This is a genomic window from Chryseobacterium sp. SSA4.19, assembly GCF_022601875.1.
In the GTDB taxonomy this organism is placed as follows: Bacteria; Bacteroidota; Bacteroidia; order Flavobacteriales; family Weeksellaceae; genus Chryseobacterium.
This window is the reverse complement of record NZ_JAKVIP010000010.1, coordinates 31,954-47,704: the sequence shown is the minus strand read 5'-3', so window position 1 is coordinate 47,704 and position 15,751 is coordinate 31,954. Positions and strand designations below refer to the sequence as shown.

Below are 15,751 nucleotides of genomic sequence, written 5' to 3'. Positions count from 1 at the left end.
AAGTTATTTAAACTTATACTTGATATATTTAATTCTTATTTAATTTTACTTTTAGATTTTTTATCATATCTTTTGACATTTCAGAAATTCCGAAATCATAAGATAATCCCCAGTCTTTTTTAGCAACCGAATCATCTATAGAAGCCGGCCACGAATCTGCAATCTGCTGTCTGAAATCCGGTTGGTAATCAATCTCAAAATCCGGAATCTCTTTTTTGATCTCTTCAGCAAGTTCTTCTGGCGTAAATGACATTCCCCCTAAATTATAAGAAGAACGGACTTTTACACTTTCTTTTGGAGCATTCATTAACTGTAACGTTGCATTGATGGCATCATCCATATACAGCATCGGCATCCCTGTATTTTCGGATATAAAACTTGTATATTTTCCTTCTTCAATCGCTTCATAGAAAATTTCAACCGCGTAATCGGTAGTACCGCCACCTGCCGGAGTTTTCCAGGAAATCAAACCGGGATATCTGATACTTCTTACATCTACTCCATATTTGTCAAAATAATATTCACACCACTTTTCTCCTGCCATTTTAGAAATTCCATATACGGTGGTAGGATTCAGTACCACATCCTGCCCTACATTTTCTTTTGGAATTCCTTTACCGAAAACGGCAATTGAGCTTGGCCAGAAAATCTTTTGGATCAGGCCTTCTTTAGCCATTTCACAAAAATGAAGAAGCGGTTCAAGATTCAGCTTCCATGCAAAAACCGGCTGTTTTTCTGAAGTTCCGGACAAGAGTGAAGCAAGATGATATACAGTCGTAATATCATAATCTTTAATAACCTGCCGTACCAACTGTGTATTGGTAACATCCATCCTTTCATAATGTCCTGCAGAGGTAATACCTTTCTGCCATCTGTCGAGCCCTGAAGCCACTACATTTTCTGCTCCGTGAATTTCAACCAGCCTGTTTGTAAGTTCGGTGCCTATCTGTCCTAAAGCACCCGTAATGAGTATTCTTTCCGTGTGGGTTTCCATTTTTCTTTATTATTAATTGATCCAAAGCAAAAGTAAATATTTTAAACGCTATCTTAAAACAAAATTGCCAATTCGGTTATAAAATTACCCATGAAAAGTTTGCCGGAAATTGGATTCATTTTCTTCTCATATTCAGATAACTACACTAGTGCTGTTATTCAAAACGTAAAAGTTTCGGCGGGGCTGAAAGCCCCGCCGAAACTTTTACTGACATTTGTCATATGAAACAATAATTTTTCATAATTTTCGAACTTCAAAAATATTTTCATTGGGATCAAAAAAATTCTATCAGCAGCTTTATTTCCAGGTTATCATCGCTATTATTGCCGGAATCCTTTTAGGAAGGTTTTATCCGGAACTGGGAGAAAAGATGAAACCACTGGGAGACGGATTCATTAAACTTGTGAAAATGATTATTGCTCCGGTAATTTTCATTACCCTTACATTAGGCATTGCCCATATGACTGACCTTAAAAAAGTCGGGCGAATTGCTGTTAAAGCGATGATTTATTTCTTTACATTTTCCACTCTGGCGTTGGTGATAGGATTAGTAGTAGGGAATATCCTGCAGCCTGGACACGGCCTTCATGTAGATCCTGCTACACTTTCAGGAGATGTTTCACAATATCAGCAAAAAGCACATGAATCGACGCTGACAGGTTTTATTATGAATATCATTCCTGAAACATTATTCAGCCCGCTGGTAGGAGAAAATATCCTGCAAGTTCTTCTGGTTGCCATTTTGATGGGAGTTGCTTTGGTGCTGACGAAAGAAAAGAGCCGTAAAGTAACCGATTTTTTGCAGGAGCTTTCTGCTCCGGTTTTTAAAATTGTCCATATGCTCATGAAACTGGCACCAATCGGGGCATTCGGCGCTATGGCTTTTACTATTGGTAAATATGGGTTACATTCTGTTCTGAATCTTATTTTTCTGGTCGGCAGTTTTTATGTTACTTCTGCCCTATTTGTTGTTATTGTCCTGGGAGTCGTGGCCTGGTATAATGGCTTTAATATTTTTAAACTCATTTATTTTCTGAAAGAAGAACTTCTTTTGGTTTTAGGAACCAGCTCTTCAGAATCTGCCCTTCCTGGAATTATGGAAAAACTTGAAAAGGCAGGATGCTCCAGAGCCATTGTCGGATTGGTGGTGCCTACCGGTTATTCTTTCAATCTTGACGGTACTAACATCTACATGACACTTGCATCCCTTTTTATTGCACAGGCACTGGATATTCATCTTCCGATCGAAAAACAACTTATGTTGCTTCTGGTAGCCATGCTGAGCTCAAAAGGTGCAGCAGGCGTTACAGGAGCAGGATTTGTAACGCTGGCAGCTACTCTGGCTGTAGTTCCTGAAATCCCTATTGCAGGAATGACCCTTATTTTAGGCATTGATAAATTTATGAGCGAATGCCGTGCATTAACGAATGTCATTGGAAATTCTGTAGCCACTGTTGTCGTTGCAAATTGGGAAAAACAGCTGGATAAAAACCAATTGCAGTACTGCCTGGATCATCCGCATGAGACTGAGAAAAAACTGGAGATTTAAATAAAAATCTAACTTCTAAATTAAAATATTAAGGCTGGAAGGCTGCACTTTAATATGAATGGGTGATTTGAGCTTATTGAATTCACCATCAAGATGCCAGTTTTTAGTATTCACTTTAAATTCAACTTCTGAAACAGGAAGATAAGTGATATAATCGTCATCTTTCAGTTTTTTTGTGAACATCCTGAAAGCAAAAAGTGCCGAGTATCTCAAAGGAAATTTTTTAACCAGGACCATATCTACAAGACCATCACTTTTGCTTGCATGCGGTGCAATATATGCATGATTACCGAATTGCCTTGTATTTGCAATACTGACCATCAGATATTTCCCGTTGTATGACTGGTATTTTTCGTCAAAAAATTTAACTTTTATAGGTTTATAGCTGAAAAATGTTTTTAGAGAAACTTTGATATAATTTTTAAACCCGCGGGTTGTTTTTTCAAATTCTTTTACGACTTTTCCGTCGAATCCCGTACCGGAGACATTGATAGAAAGACGTCCGTTCACCGTAAAAGTATCAATTTTCTTATATTTTTTTGCATGAAGTTTCTCCAGCAGTTCATTCAGGTTTTTACTGAATTTTGTTTCATTGGAAAAGCCGTTACCGGAGCCGGCCGGAAAAATAGCCAGAATTTTATCGGTGTTAATCAAGTTACGTGCTACAGTTGATATCGTACCATCGCCGCCAATAGCGACAAAAACATCCACATCATTAAGATGCGCCTGAATAAATTCGTCTGTTCCCAAAATAGATTCTGAAATATAATACAAAGGATTTCCCACCTTCATTTTCAGTTCATTGAGAAACGGCTGATAGTTTTTCTTTGCCGAAAAAGGATTGATGATAAAAGCAACTTTTTCCATTGACACAAAATTAAAAAATGCTTCCGGATCCGGAAGCATTAATATTAATTAATTTTCATTCTTTCTTTAAAAGCAGGATTCAAAGTACCCTGAAGCTCCTGCCATGAAACCGGAATGGTAATATCACCGGCTGCAAAAGCTGCTATTTCATAAGGACTGTAGTGAAAATACAGGCTTTTCCCATCAAAATAAAAATTTTCAGTTACCGGAATCACTTCAACCAGAAGCATTTCTGAATTGTTTACCTGTCCGTTTCCATCCGTAGTGTCGCTGTTTATTTTATTTATATTTTTCATTAATAAACCTTGTAGCTTGCTTTCAGACAAAGAGGTAATATCTTTCAATTCTACTTTCTTATTGTTTTTAAGATCAAATACTCTTTCTGAAAATCCATAATTGTCATGTGCTCCGCCTTCGTAGGATCCCCATACATATTGGATGTGAAGATAGTCATTGATGTTTGATTTCACATTCATGCCTGTGTCAGAATACCATTCCTGAGAAAATGTAAGGTCTGAAAGAAAGTCTTTCGAATCTTTCCTGGCTTTATTGAAATAATCATTTTTTCTTTTTTCAAGCAAGGCCTGAAGTCCGGCTTTTGAAAAAGCCCGGATATTTTTATCTCCAAAATAAATACTGTCCAGCAGTTTTCTATCTTTAATACCAGGAAAGACCAGCATTTTTGAAAAAAACCTTACTTTCAAAGAGTCGCTGAGCTGAATAGAATCATTTACTTTTACAGAGTCTATTGTAAAATTTTTATGTAGATTTTTCTCAGTTTTATCAACATTTGTCTCAACTTCAGATTTCTTGCATGCTGAAAAAACTAATAAACAAGATAACGCTAAGATTGCAAAGGTATTTTTCATCATTCTGGTTTTGTTTGTTACATGCAAAAACCATTCAAAAAATGAATGGTTTTAAAGCTTTTTCGAAAATTTTCAGTTTTATTTTTTTACTAAACTGATTACCTGATTTTCCTGTTTGGAAGCAACTCCCCAGATCTGTCTGAATGCCGGGTAATATTCCTTAGGATAATTCGGACTCAGAATTTTTGTGGTAGAAATAACTTCTATCGTTCTACCTTTTTGCTCTGCCATGTAACTGTACTCGATTTCTTTATCGTCCGTCACTATCTTCTTGTTCTTAGGCATCTCTTCAATGGTATAGCCTTCAGGAATTTCAAGGACTATTTTCTTCACTCTTGTAAAAGGAGATGTAAAATCGATCAGGTATTTTCGTTCTTCTGTCTGATCAAATTCATTTGAACTTTTACTCAGGAACAACATCGGATTGATAATCATTTTTTTTCCTATCTTATCAATCAGGTTTTCAGAAGAAAATTTCATGGTACTTTCAAAGTCACCGTTCTCCAATACTTTAGAGTCAATGCCGGTAAAATCTATGGCAAAATTTTCTTTGTATTGTTTTTTGTATTTATCAGCATTGTCATCATAATTTTCTTTGACAAACATGGCATAAGTTCCCGTATCCCTGTCGGAATATGTCCCAGAAATACTTCCGTCATCATTAATTTTTGCTTCTGCCGTAAGATAAGTAAAGCTTGTTTTAGCATTGATCATTGATAACTGCTCTACTTTTTCTTTAGCCATTAAAATGCCGAACTGGTTCCAGTCTCTTGGAGGCAACTGATCCATTGAAGATTGCTTTGTTGTGGCATCATACAAATGGAAGCCGTCTTTTGTCTGTATCGCTGCTATCACAAAGTTCATATGGGAAACATTAGGAGATGAAATATTAATAATTCCGTTACTTACAGTAGAAATCGCAAGCGGATCTGCTTTAATTCCCGCTTCACGGAGCATCATCACCAGAAAAAGATTAATCTCTGCGGCATTTCCAGTTTTTGTTTCAATCATCTTTTTTATTCCGTCTTCTGTATAAAGTCCTCTGTCCTTATTCCATGTAAACGTATTTTTAACATAATTAAAAATGGCATTTGCTTTCGCAATTTCATCCGTTAGTCCTGAAATTCCAGCGGGCATGTTTTCTTTTGCCAGTTTTGTTTTCTTTAATTCTCCGCCAAAATCTTCATTTTCGTAAAGCCGTTGCTTAATTTGTTCCCAAGATGATGAATACAGCTTCAGCTCCCTGAAGTTGGTAGAATGGAGTTCTGCACTTATTTTTGTACGGTAATTTCTGTCGTTATTGATAAACTTTTCGGTCTTAAAACCTTTTAGATTTTCATAGCCAAACCTATATGTCCGGCAGCTTACTCCGTACAAGGTTCTTTCATCAACTTCTCTATATTTAGGATTCAGAGAACCTGTATAATTCACATTATAAGAAATGTTTGAAGGGTTATCCAGAACATATTCCGTATATAATGAAGGAATATCAGATTCAATTAAAATTTCAGGTACGATAAACAGAAAAGGTGAGCTTATTTCATATTGATATTCGATAACTGAACCGTTTTTTACGTTAGGAAAGGCAAATTTGGTGATCGAAACATATTTGCTTTCTTTACTCTTGTACTTTGAACTTTTATCTACTTTTGTCGCAGCGGAAGTTCCGTTTTCAAGGTTATAGGTAAAAGCTTTTATCTTAGAAAGTGTTTCACGATTGCTTCCATTCTCGTAAAGATGGACCTCAAGATTCAGCCAGTCTTCAGCTTTGTCTTTATCATAAATTTTAACTCTGCAAAAAGATTTTTTAACGAGTAAACCGGTATTGTTATCAATGCTGAAATGCGTAGATTTATATAAAATTTCTGCAGGTGCATTTTCGTCTAAAGCTGATTTTTGTTTCGTTAAATCTGCATCATTGAATTTAGGAGTTTCCAGGAACTGATGTTTCTGTGCCTCAATAAAAATAAAATGTATTGAACACAGAGCCAGAAATAGTATTTTTTTCATGTTAGATTTTAGAAATTAAAATTTTTGAATTATCGGTATTAATTGTTTTTTTTCTGAAATTAATGTAATCGTTGTATTTTTCTTTTGGGTAAAGACCTTTATTGATTTTAATGGTTCTATTCACTTTTAGTTCATCACCATTTTTTACAAAGCTTAATTTGTATGATCCAAACTCAGAATTAAGAGTAACATTATCAGGAATTTCGTCTATTTTATAATTTTTAGGAAGGGCAAAGCTGATTTCATATTCGTCTTCAAAAGACTGTCTCAGCTCAAAAGGCAAATCTCTGTTTTCATCGGTTTTATAAATGTTATTCGCATAAATAGGCACAGCCCTGAAAATAATGCTGCTTCCTGCATTTTTAGAATAATTATTCGCTTTAAAATCAAGATCATATTTTGCAACAGCATTATCTCTGTCATTAAGAAAATTTTTAATTTCAGCTTTTTCGAAATGTAAAACATCAAACATGTTTTTCACTGATTCATTTCTTTCTTTTGGGGACAGTGAGGCCAAAAATAAATTGTTATCATATTGGATGCCGGTGTATGAAAATTTCCCTTCTCCTGATATCGTGTTGTCTTCATTCAGTTTAATATTGAGAACCTGCTTCTCTTTACTCTGTTCCGCAGAATAGGAAGGTGTATCGATAACATCAATTCCATCCTTTTTTACCAGAAGGACATTCCTGTCAGTTGTGGTATAGCTCAAATGATTAAAAGCAATCTGTTGGGATGTATTCTCCAGCCAGATATTTCCTTTTTCGGTTGGCACCATTAAAATAATATGATTCCCGCCCATTTTAGGAAAATCAGGATCAAAAGAGATTTTTGAAGGACCGGAATTGATTGTACAATAATAGGACGGAATTCCTGCTTCATCTAATAATGTTTTCATATAGGTTGTCAAACCTTTACAGTCACCGTACCCTTTTTTCTGTACTTCATCCGGCAACATCGGCTGCCATCCTCCAATTCCAAGAGCAACAAAGATATATCTCGTCTTACTCTGCATGTGCTGATACAGCTTTTTTACTTTTTCTTCTGTGCTCCCCTGCAAATTTAAAGCGGCCACTTCTGCTTTGATAGAAGGCGTAGATACAAAAACAGGCTGTAAGATACTCTGATAATACCATATTCCGAAATCTTTCCAACTGCTGATGGTTCCCTGTTTGCCCTCCAGATTAAACCGTGTTAAAGCAAAACTTACTTTAGGCAGAATCTTTTCAGGCTGTGGCAACAGGCCGGCATTGTCTATTGCAGGAACATTTTTATAAGAATATAGCTTTTCACCTGCATTTTCAATTTCAATGACAGAAGCATAATTATATTTTGACGGATAGGTTTTCGTTTTAAGCTCTATCCCGGATTTATTGATTATTTTCATCTGAGATTCTTCTAACGAAACATTCGTCGATCTGAAAGGCAAAAAGTCCGGTAAAAAAACAGTATTTTCATCTCCGATCTGATAGGAAAACTCAACCGTATAAGGATATTGTGTAGGAGTATACGACAACGACATGATCCGGTTATCCGAATAAAATGTCCCCTGGCTGTTATTTGCAAAATCTCCGAAATCCGATTTTGAATATGATTTTATTTTTTTTCCGGATTCATCATAGATATAAACTTTTACGTCAGAAATATTATCGCCTTTTTCATAAGGAATGAAAACCTGTGCATCTGAACCACCATCTTTGTTAAGAACGGTTTTTGCTGTATAATACTGGTATTTTATATCATCTATTTTATTGATCTGGATCGTTGTAAAATCCTTTCTGATAACCATATTGGCATTTTTCTTTAAGTTTTCAGGAATGGAAGAAACCGGAAAGTTCTGTGAGTAATATAATGAAGCGATAGAAAGTGCTCCAATGAAGAGGATTTTCATCATGGTTTTTAAAATTTAGCAAAAGTAATGAAATCTTAATAAATGTTAAAATTAATTTTTGATGAACGCAAATTTTATAAAGAATTGCAATGTAACTTGTCTTTTTCTAAGTTTATACCTTCAAAATATCATATTGACAGTATAAACAAAAAAAGACTTCATTTCTGAAGTCTCTTAATTTTATATTTTAAAAATTCAATTACGCATCAATTTTTGCATATTTGGCATTTTTTTCAATAAATTCTCTTCTCGGCGGTACCTCATCCCCCATCAGCATAGAAAATACACTGTCTGCTTCTACTGCGTTATCAATGGTTACCTGCTTTAGAATTCTATGTTCAGGATTAAGGGTAGTTTCCCAAAGCTGTTCAGGATTCATCTCTCCAAGACCTTTGTAACGCTGCACTTCAACACCCTTTCCGTCCGGAGACATTTCTAATGTGAACTCTTCGCGTTCTTTTTCATTATAGGCATATACTTTTTTATTTCCTCTTTTTAATAAATATAAAGGCGGCTGAGCAATATAGATGTATCCGTTTTCAATAAGCTCTTTCATATACCTGAAGAAGAATGTCAAAATCAAGGTAGAAATGTGGGAGCCGTCAATATCGGCATCGGTCATAATTACAATTTTATGATACCTCAATTTAGACATGTTCAATGCTTTGCTGTCTTCTTCTGTTCCTACAGAAACTCCTAAAGCAGTGTAAATATTTTTGATTTCCTCATTATCATATACTTTATGAAGCATTGATTTTTCTACATTAAGGATTTTACCTCTTAACGGAAGAATCGCCTGGAAAAAACGGTCACGCCCCTGCTTTGCCGTTCCCCCTGCCGAGTCTCCCTCTACCAGGAAAATCTCTGATTCTGCCGGATTTTTTGAAGAACAGTCGGATAATTTCCCCGGAAGTCCTGAACCTCCCATTGGAGATTTTCTCTGAACCATTTCACGAGCTTTTTTTGCAGCCTGTCTTGCTTTTGCCGCTAAAACCACTTTCTGAACTATAATTTTCGCCTCGTTCGGATTTTCTTCCAAAAAGTTGGTAAGCATTTCTCCTACAATCTTATCAACAGCACCTGAAACTTCGGAATTTCCCAATTTCGTTTTGGTCTGTCCTTCAAATTGAGGTTCCATTACTTTTACAGAGACAACAGCTGTTAATCCTTCACGAAAATCATCACCTGTCACTTCCACCTTTTCTTTTTGAGGAATCCCCAGGTCATCGGCATATTTTTTCAGTGTCCTTGTTAAAGCACGTCTGAAACCAGCAAGGTGGGTACCTCCTTCATGGGTATTGATGTTATTAACGTAAGAGTGAAGGTTTTCGTTAAAAGAGGTATTGTAACGCATGGCTACTTCCACCGGAATATCATCTCTTTCACCTTCCATGAAGATCACATTCTCCATAATAGACTCACGGTTTCCGTCAATATAAGCAACAAATTCTTTTAGTCCTCCTTCAGAATGGAAAACTTCGGTTCTGAACGTATCATCCTCCAGTTTCTCTCTTTCATCCGTAAGGGTAATGGTGATTCCTTTATTCAGGTAAGAAAGCTCCCTTAAACGGCTTGCCAAAGTATCATAATTGTACACTAATTCTGTGAAAATAGTATCATCCGGCTGGAAAAACTGTTTTGTCCCTCTATGCTCGCTGTGTCCGATCTCTTCAACTTCCGTTTGTGCCTTCCCTTTGGAATAGATCTGCTGATAGACATTCCCTTCTCTGTAAACAGTAGTTACCATCTGATTGGAAAGTGCATTAACACACGATACACCAACTCCGTGGAGACCTCCTGAAACCTTATAAGAATCTTTGTCAAACTTACCTCCGGCACCGATTTTTGTCATGACAACCTCAAGCGCGGATTTCTGCTCTTTTTCATGGAAATCAACAGGAATCCCTCTACCGTTATCCATCACTTCAATTCCGTTTCCTTCCTTGATCGCTACGAAGATCGTGTCGCAGTATCCTGCCAATGCTTCGTCAATAGAGTTATCCACTACTTCATAAACCAAATGATGCAGGCCTCTTACCCCTACATCGCCAATGTACATTGAAGGACGCATACGTACGTGCTCCATTCCTTCCAATGCCTGAATACTACTAGCTGTATATTGTTTCTGACTCATATAAATATTAAAAATTTTGCTCGACGCAAAGACTTACAAATATCGTGATTTTTTTCGAGGTATGAAAGTTAAAATATGTCAAAAAACAAGTGATTTTATTACGTAAATAAAAGTGAATTAATTTTAAAAAACACCAAAGTTAGAACCTATTATTTAAACCAATGCTGTTGAAAATCATAGTGTATATTTTTAATTATGCTTACATTTAATACTCAAAAGTTGATATTATGGATGATTTTCTCGCCGCCCGTGCACAAATGGCGATGTCACTTGGTTTCCACATCATTTTTTCATGTGTCGGCATGGTCATGCCTTTTTTGATGGCTTTTGCCCACTGGAAATATTTAAAAACTAAAAATGAGATTTATAAAGGTCTTACCAAAGTATGGAGCAAAGGAGTGGCGATTCTGTTTGCTACCGGAGCTGTTTCCGGAACCATGCTGTCGTTTGAGTTGGGATTACTGTGGCCGCAATTTATGAAGCATGCCGGGCCGATTTTTGGAATGCCATTTTCACTGGAAGGAACCGCATTTTTTATTGAAGCAATTGCCATCGGCTTTTTTTTGTACGGCTGGGACCGTTTCAACAAATGGTTTCATTGGTTTTGCGGTTTTCTGGTGGGTTTAAGCGGACTAGCTTCAGGAATCCTGGTGGTAGCAGCCAATGCCTGGATGAATTCTCCTGCAGGATTTGATTATATCAATGGACAATACCTGAATATAGATCCTATAAAAGCTATGTTTAATGATGCATGGTTTCCGCAGGCTCTACACATGACTGTAGCTGCTTTTTGTGCCACCGGTTTTGCAGTTGCAGGCGTACACGCTTATCTGATTATGAAAAAAAAGAATGTTGAATTTCACACCAAAGCCTTCAGGATTGCTGCCGGATTTGCTTTGATCGGAGCATTCGGAGCACCTTTGAGTGGTGATGTTGCCGCTAAATCAGTAGCAGAACGCCAACCTATTAAATTAGCTGCTATGGAAGCCCATTTTAAAACAGAAAAAGGGGCACCTTTTGTGATTGGCGGAATTCCTGATGAAAACAAAGGCGAACTGAAATATGCAATCAAAATACCTAAAGTATTAAGCTTTCTGGTCTCCAACGATTTTAATCATGAAGTAAAAGGATTAAATGACTTTCCTAAGGACGAATGGCCGCCGGTAGCGGTTGTCCATTATGCATTTCAGATTATGATTTTCTTTGGTGTGGTAATGATTATCATTGGAGGCATTTATGTGTATGCCGTATTTTTCAGAAAGAAATGGCTAAATAAGAACTGGCTGCTAAAAACATTTTTAATCGCTACGCCCTTCGGATATATTGCTTTGGAAGCAGGCTGGACGGTAACGGAAGTAGGCAGGCAGCCATGGATCATTTATGGGATTATGAGAACCGTTGATGCCGTAACACCCATGCCGGGAATACAGTATTCATTTTATTTTTTCACCGCTGTATTTGTTTCATTATCCTGTGTAATCATCTTTCTTCTGAACAGGCAAATACAAATGGTTCCCAGACTGTATGACCCAACCGATCCTCAATATAACCTTAAAAATAAGAAATCATGATATATGTTGTTATCGGTTTTCTCTGGCTGTCTATCTGTCTATATGTGATTCTAGGCGGAGCTGATTTCGGGGCCGGGATTGTAGAACTTTTCACCAAAGAAAAAAACCGTCCCAAGACACAGACTATTATGTATGAATCTATTGCGCCGGTCTGGGAAGCCAACCATATGTGGCTGATTATTGCAATCGTTATACTTTTCGTCGGTTTTCCGGAAATTTACACTACTCTTTCCACTTATCTTCATATTCCATTGGTTTTAATGCTTATCGGAATTATCGCCAGAGGAACTGCTTTTACGTTCAGGCATTATGATGCGGTGGAAGATCAATGGCAACATGTGTATACCCAGATTTTTTATTTTTCAAGTCTGCTGACTCCCTTTTTTTTAGGATTAATTGCTGCTGCAACAGTTTCGCATTCTATCAATCCGTATGCAAAAAGCTTTTTAGATTTATATATTTTCAGCTGGCTAAACTGGTTTGGCGTAAGCGTAGGATTATTTACCGTAGCCATTTGCGCTTATCTTGCATCCATCTTTGCGCTGCGGGAAACCATAGACCGTATGGAATTAAGATTAATGATTAAAAAATCGAAACAAACCATGATTTTTGTAGTCGTGACGGGACTTTTGGTTTTTTTGACGGCTCATTTTTCCGATATCCCTCTGCTGATGTGGGTATTTTCCAAACCTCTCGGAATTATGGCAACCGCTTTTGCCACAATTTGTTTAGGATTAATTCTTAAAGCAATGCATACGGGGAAGCTTCTTCCCGTAAGGGCTTTAGCCGGATTTCAGGTAATCATGATCCTGGTGGCAGCAACATATCAGCATAATCCCAATATTATCCTGTTCGCCAATGGACAGCACCTTTCTTTACTTGAGCATGTAGCAGCACCCAAAACCATTACTGCACTAGGCTGGGCTTTGATGTTAGGTTCTGTATTCATTCTGCCGTTTTTATTTTATCTGATGCTTTCATTCAGCAAACAGAGAAGGCAATTAAAAAATACAGCAAAACCTGAAACACCCATTAGGTAAAAATAAACTCTATATTCAAACAAAATCCTCTGCAGCTTTACACTGCAGAGGATTTTTATAATTAAGATGAGATCAATCGGATTACGCCAATTTCATCAAAACATTTTCATCAATTTTCTCCACTTTTACCAAGTTATTCTTTGTTAAAGTTTTAGATGCTTTATCCCATTTCTTTCCGGATAATTGACTTCTTTCTTTTACTTCTGCCAAAGGCATTGCCTCTTCCTGGGAATTTAAAATCTCAAGAATTACTTTTTCATCCTCACCCAGTTCAATTTGCGGAACTGTTTTTTCAGGTTTCATCTGAGGGAAGAATAACACTTCCTGTATGGAGGCATTATTTGTTAAGAACATAATCAGTCTGTCCATTCCGATTCCCAACCCTGAAGTTGGCGGCATCCCGTATTCCAAAGCTCTTAAGAAGTCTTCATCAATGAACTGCCCGGCTTCATCATCTCCTTTTTCAGCCAATTTTAACTGTTCTTCAAAACGCTCTCTCTGATCAATCGGGTCATTAAGCTCAGAATAGGCGTTCGCAATTTCCTTACCACAAACCATCAATTCAAAACGCTCGGTTAAACCCTCTTTGCTTCTGTGTTTTTTGGTTAAAGGTGACATTTCAACCGGGTAATCGGTAATAAAAGTCGGTTGGATAAAGTTCCCTTCACATTTTTCACCGAAAATTTCATCGATTAATTTTCCTTTGCCCATCGTTCCGTTTACTTCAATCCCGATTGATTTCGCAAAATCGAATAACTCCTGCTCAGTCTTTCCTGTAATATCGAAACCTGTGAATTTCAGGATGGCATCCGTCATGGATATTCTTTCATACGGTGCTTTAAAATCAACCTCATATTCACCGAAAGTAGCTTTTGTTGTTCCGTTGACCTGAACCGCACAGAATTCTAACAGCTTCTCCGTAAAATCCATCATCCAGTTGTAATCTTTATAGGCTACATAGATTTCCATGGCAGTAAATTCTGGGTTGTGCGTTCTGTCCATCCCTTCATTCCTGAAGTTTTTTGAGAATTCGTATACTCCGTCAAAACCGCCGACGATCAGTCTTTTCAGATATAATTCATTGGCAATTCTTAAGTACAACGGAATATCCAGAGCATTATGGTGTGTGATGAACGGCCTTGCCGCAGCACCTCCGGGAATCGACTGTAAGATCGGGGTTTCCACTTCAAAATACCCTGCGTCATTAAAGAAGGTTCTCATGGCGTTGAACAGTTTTGTTCTTTTCACAAAAACTTCTTTCACCTGAGGATTTACCGTTAAGTCTACATAACGCTGTCTGTATCGTAATTCAGGATCATTGAATGCATCATGCACCACTCCGTTTTCATCGGTTTTAGCTTGTGGAAGAGGCCGTAAAGATTTTGTAAGAAGCGTAAAGTTTTTCACTAAAACCGTCATTTCTCCTACCTGTGTGGTAAACAGCTCGCCTTCAATACCGATGATATCACCGATATCCAAAAGATGCTTATACACTTCATTATATAAGGTTTTATCTTCTCCCGTACAGATTTCGTCTCTGTTGAAATATACCTGAATCTTTCCTGTAGAATCCTGCAATTCAGCAAAAGAAGCTTTTCCCTGAATTCTTCTCGACATCAGTCTGCCGGCGATCTTTACCTGTTTACTTTCTGCGAAATCCTGTTTTATAGATTCAGTGGTATCTGTAATGGTATACTCTTCCGCAGGGAATGCGTTGATCCCCATTTCAACAAGCTTATTCAGCTTTTCTCTTCTAATGATTTCCTGTTCTGATAATTGCATTTCTTATTTTTATAAAAGCGTACAAATTTAGGGATTTTTGAATGGATCGTCAATGGGTTTTCAGAAATATATTGATTTCCTGCAAAACTCGTTTTAAATAGAAAGGAAACTCTTTAGAGAAGCCAGTTTTTTCGTTCTTCTTCAGGAATAAATGTCCAGGCCAGGATGCGGCTTATCTTCTGACCCTGGGCCATATCGATGATTTTAAAATCAACCGCCTGAATATTCTTTAAAAGTGCAGTCAGCTGAGGCAGATTATCCTTTTTGGAAATTAAAGACGTAAACCAGAGCACCTGTGAAGAATACAATGTACTTTCATTGATCATCCTTTTAACAAAAGCCAGTTCACCACCTTCGCACCATAATTCAGATTGCTGTCCGCCGAAATTAAACAAAGGCTTCCGAGATTTGGGTTTACCGAGATTTTTTGTTTTTCTTATGTTTCCTTTTATTGCAGCTTCTTCAGAATCGTGAAAAGGAGGATTGCACATTGTAAACATGAACCGGTCTTCAGTCCCGATGATATTCCTGAACACATAGTCAGACTCGGACTGATATTTCAACTGAACTGCAGATGATAAATGCGGATTATGCTCTAAAATTTCCCGTGCATTCGCTAACGAACTCTCATTAATATCGGTTCCGGTCATTTTCCAGCCGTACTCATGATAGGCAATCAACGGATATACAAGATTGGCTCCTGTACCAATATCCAGGCCCTTTACAGATGCTCCTTCAGGGATGGTGTTCCGGTATTCAGCAAGCAGATCTGCAATATAATGAACATAATCTGCTCTTCCGGGAATGGGAGGACAGAGATTATCCTCAGGAATATCCCAATCCTGTATCCTGTAAAAATTTTGTAACAATGCTTTGTTGAGAAGCTTAACGGCTTTGGGAATACTGAAGTTGATAGTGACAGTACTGTAAGCATTTGTAAAGACATACTGTTTCAGTTCCGGCACACAAGAAATAAGCTGATCAAAATCATAAGGATGACGATGCTTATTTCTGATGTGCAGACTGGATTTTTCAGCAGGCATA

Annotated in this window: 11 protein-coding genes; 3 read left to right on the top strand and 8 right to left on the bottom strand. The window is 37.3% G+C overall.

Annotated features, from left to right (window positions below):
- Nucleotides 1-28: 28 nt before the first annotated feature.
- Nucleotides 29-994: an NAD-dependent epimerase/dehydratase family protein gene (locus MKJ01_RS08785; RefSeq protein WP_241614275.1), complete on the bottom strand. Its 966-nt coding sequence runs from the start codon at nucleotides 992-994 to the stop codon at nucleotides 29-31.
- A gap of 268 nt (nucleotides 995-1,262) precedes the next feature.
- Here MKJ01_RS08785 and MKJ01_RS08780 point away from each other — a divergent pair, with 268 nt between their 5' ends.
- Nucleotides 1,263-2,543 (top strand): dicarboxylate/amino acid:cation symporter, encoded by a 1,281-nt coding sequence (locus tag MKJ01_RS08780; protein ID WP_241615192.1) that lies wholly within the window; start codon nucleotides 1,263-1,265, stop codon nucleotides 2,541-2,543.
- Between the two features lie 15 nt (nucleotides 2,544-2,558).
- Here the strand turns inward: MKJ01_RS08780 and MKJ01_RS08775 are convergent, their stop codons facing one another.
- The 5 genes from MKJ01_RS08775 to gyrB form a co-directional block, all read right to left on the bottom strand.
- The gene (locus tag MKJ01_RS08775; RefSeq protein ID WP_241615193.1) at nucleotides 2,559-3,410 is read right to left on the bottom strand and encodes a diacylglycerol kinase family protein; all 852 of its coding nucleotides are present in this window, start codon (nucleotides 3,408-3,410) and stop codon (nucleotides 2,559-2,561) included.
- A gap of 44 nt (nucleotides 3,411-3,454) precedes the next feature.
- Nucleotides 3,455-4,282 (bottom strand): RsiV family protein, encoded by an 828-nt coding sequence (locus MKJ01_RS08770; RefSeq protein ID WP_241615195.1) that lies wholly within the window; start codon nucleotides 4,280-4,282, stop codon nucleotides 3,455-3,457.
- A gap of 75 nt (nucleotides 4,283-4,357) precedes the next feature.
- Entirely contained in the window at nucleotides 4,358-6,289 is a 1,932-nt protein-coding gene (locus MKJ01_RS08765) for a transglutaminase-like domain-containing protein (protein WP_241615196.1), read from the bottom strand.
- 1 nt (nucleotide 6,290) lies between these two features.
- Complete coding sequence (locus MKJ01_RS08760; protein ID WP_241615197.1) at nucleotides 6,291-8,183, bottom strand: DUF3857 domain-containing protein; 1,893 nt, start codon at nucleotides 8,181-8,183, stop codon at nucleotides 6,291-6,293.
- A gap of 196 nt (nucleotides 8,184-8,379) precedes the next feature.
- Nucleotides 8,380-10,314, bottom strand: a complete 1,935-nt coding sequence (gene gyrB / locus MKJ01_RS08755) for a DNA topoisomerase (ATP-hydrolyzing) subunit B (RefSeq protein WP_241615198.1) — start codon at nucleotides 10,312-10,314, stop codon at nucleotides 8,380-8,382.
- A gap of 227 nt (nucleotides 10,315-10,541) precedes the next feature.
- Here gyrB and MKJ01_RS08750 point away from each other — a divergent pair, with 227 nt between their 5' ends.
- Nucleotides 10,542-11,885 carry a cytochrome ubiquinol oxidase subunit I gene (locus MKJ01_RS08750; protein WP_241615199.1) on the top strand — a complete coding sequence of 448 codons (1,344 nt, stop codon included), beginning with the start codon at nucleotides 10,542-10,544 and terminating at the stop codon, nucleotides 11,883-11,885.
- Complete coding sequence (locus MKJ01_RS08745) at nucleotides 11,882-12,925, top strand: cytochrome d ubiquinol oxidase subunit II (protein WP_241615200.1); 1,044 nt, start codon at nucleotides 11,882-11,884, stop codon at nucleotides 12,923-12,925. The genes MKJ01_RS08750 and MKJ01_RS08745 overlap by 4 nt, the downstream gene beginning before the upstream one ends.
- An 81-nt stretch (nucleotides 12,926-13,006) precedes the next feature.
- Here the strand turns inward: MKJ01_RS08745 and lysS are convergent, their stop codons facing one another.
- Complete coding sequence (gene lysS, locus MKJ01_RS08740) at nucleotides 13,007-14,707, bottom strand: lysine--tRNA ligase (protein WP_241615201.1); 1,701 nt, start codon at nucleotides 14,705-14,707, stop codon at nucleotides 13,007-13,009.
- A 113-nt stretch (nucleotides 14,708-14,820) separates the two neighbouring features.
- Nucleotides 14,821-15,750 (bottom strand): 23S rRNA (adenine(1618)-N(6))-methyltransferase RlmF, encoded by a 930-nt coding sequence (gene rlmF / locus MKJ01_RS08735; protein ID WP_241615202.1) that lies wholly within the window; start codon nucleotides 15,748-15,750, stop codon nucleotides 14,821-14,823.
- Nucleotide 15,751: the final 1 nt, after the last annotated feature.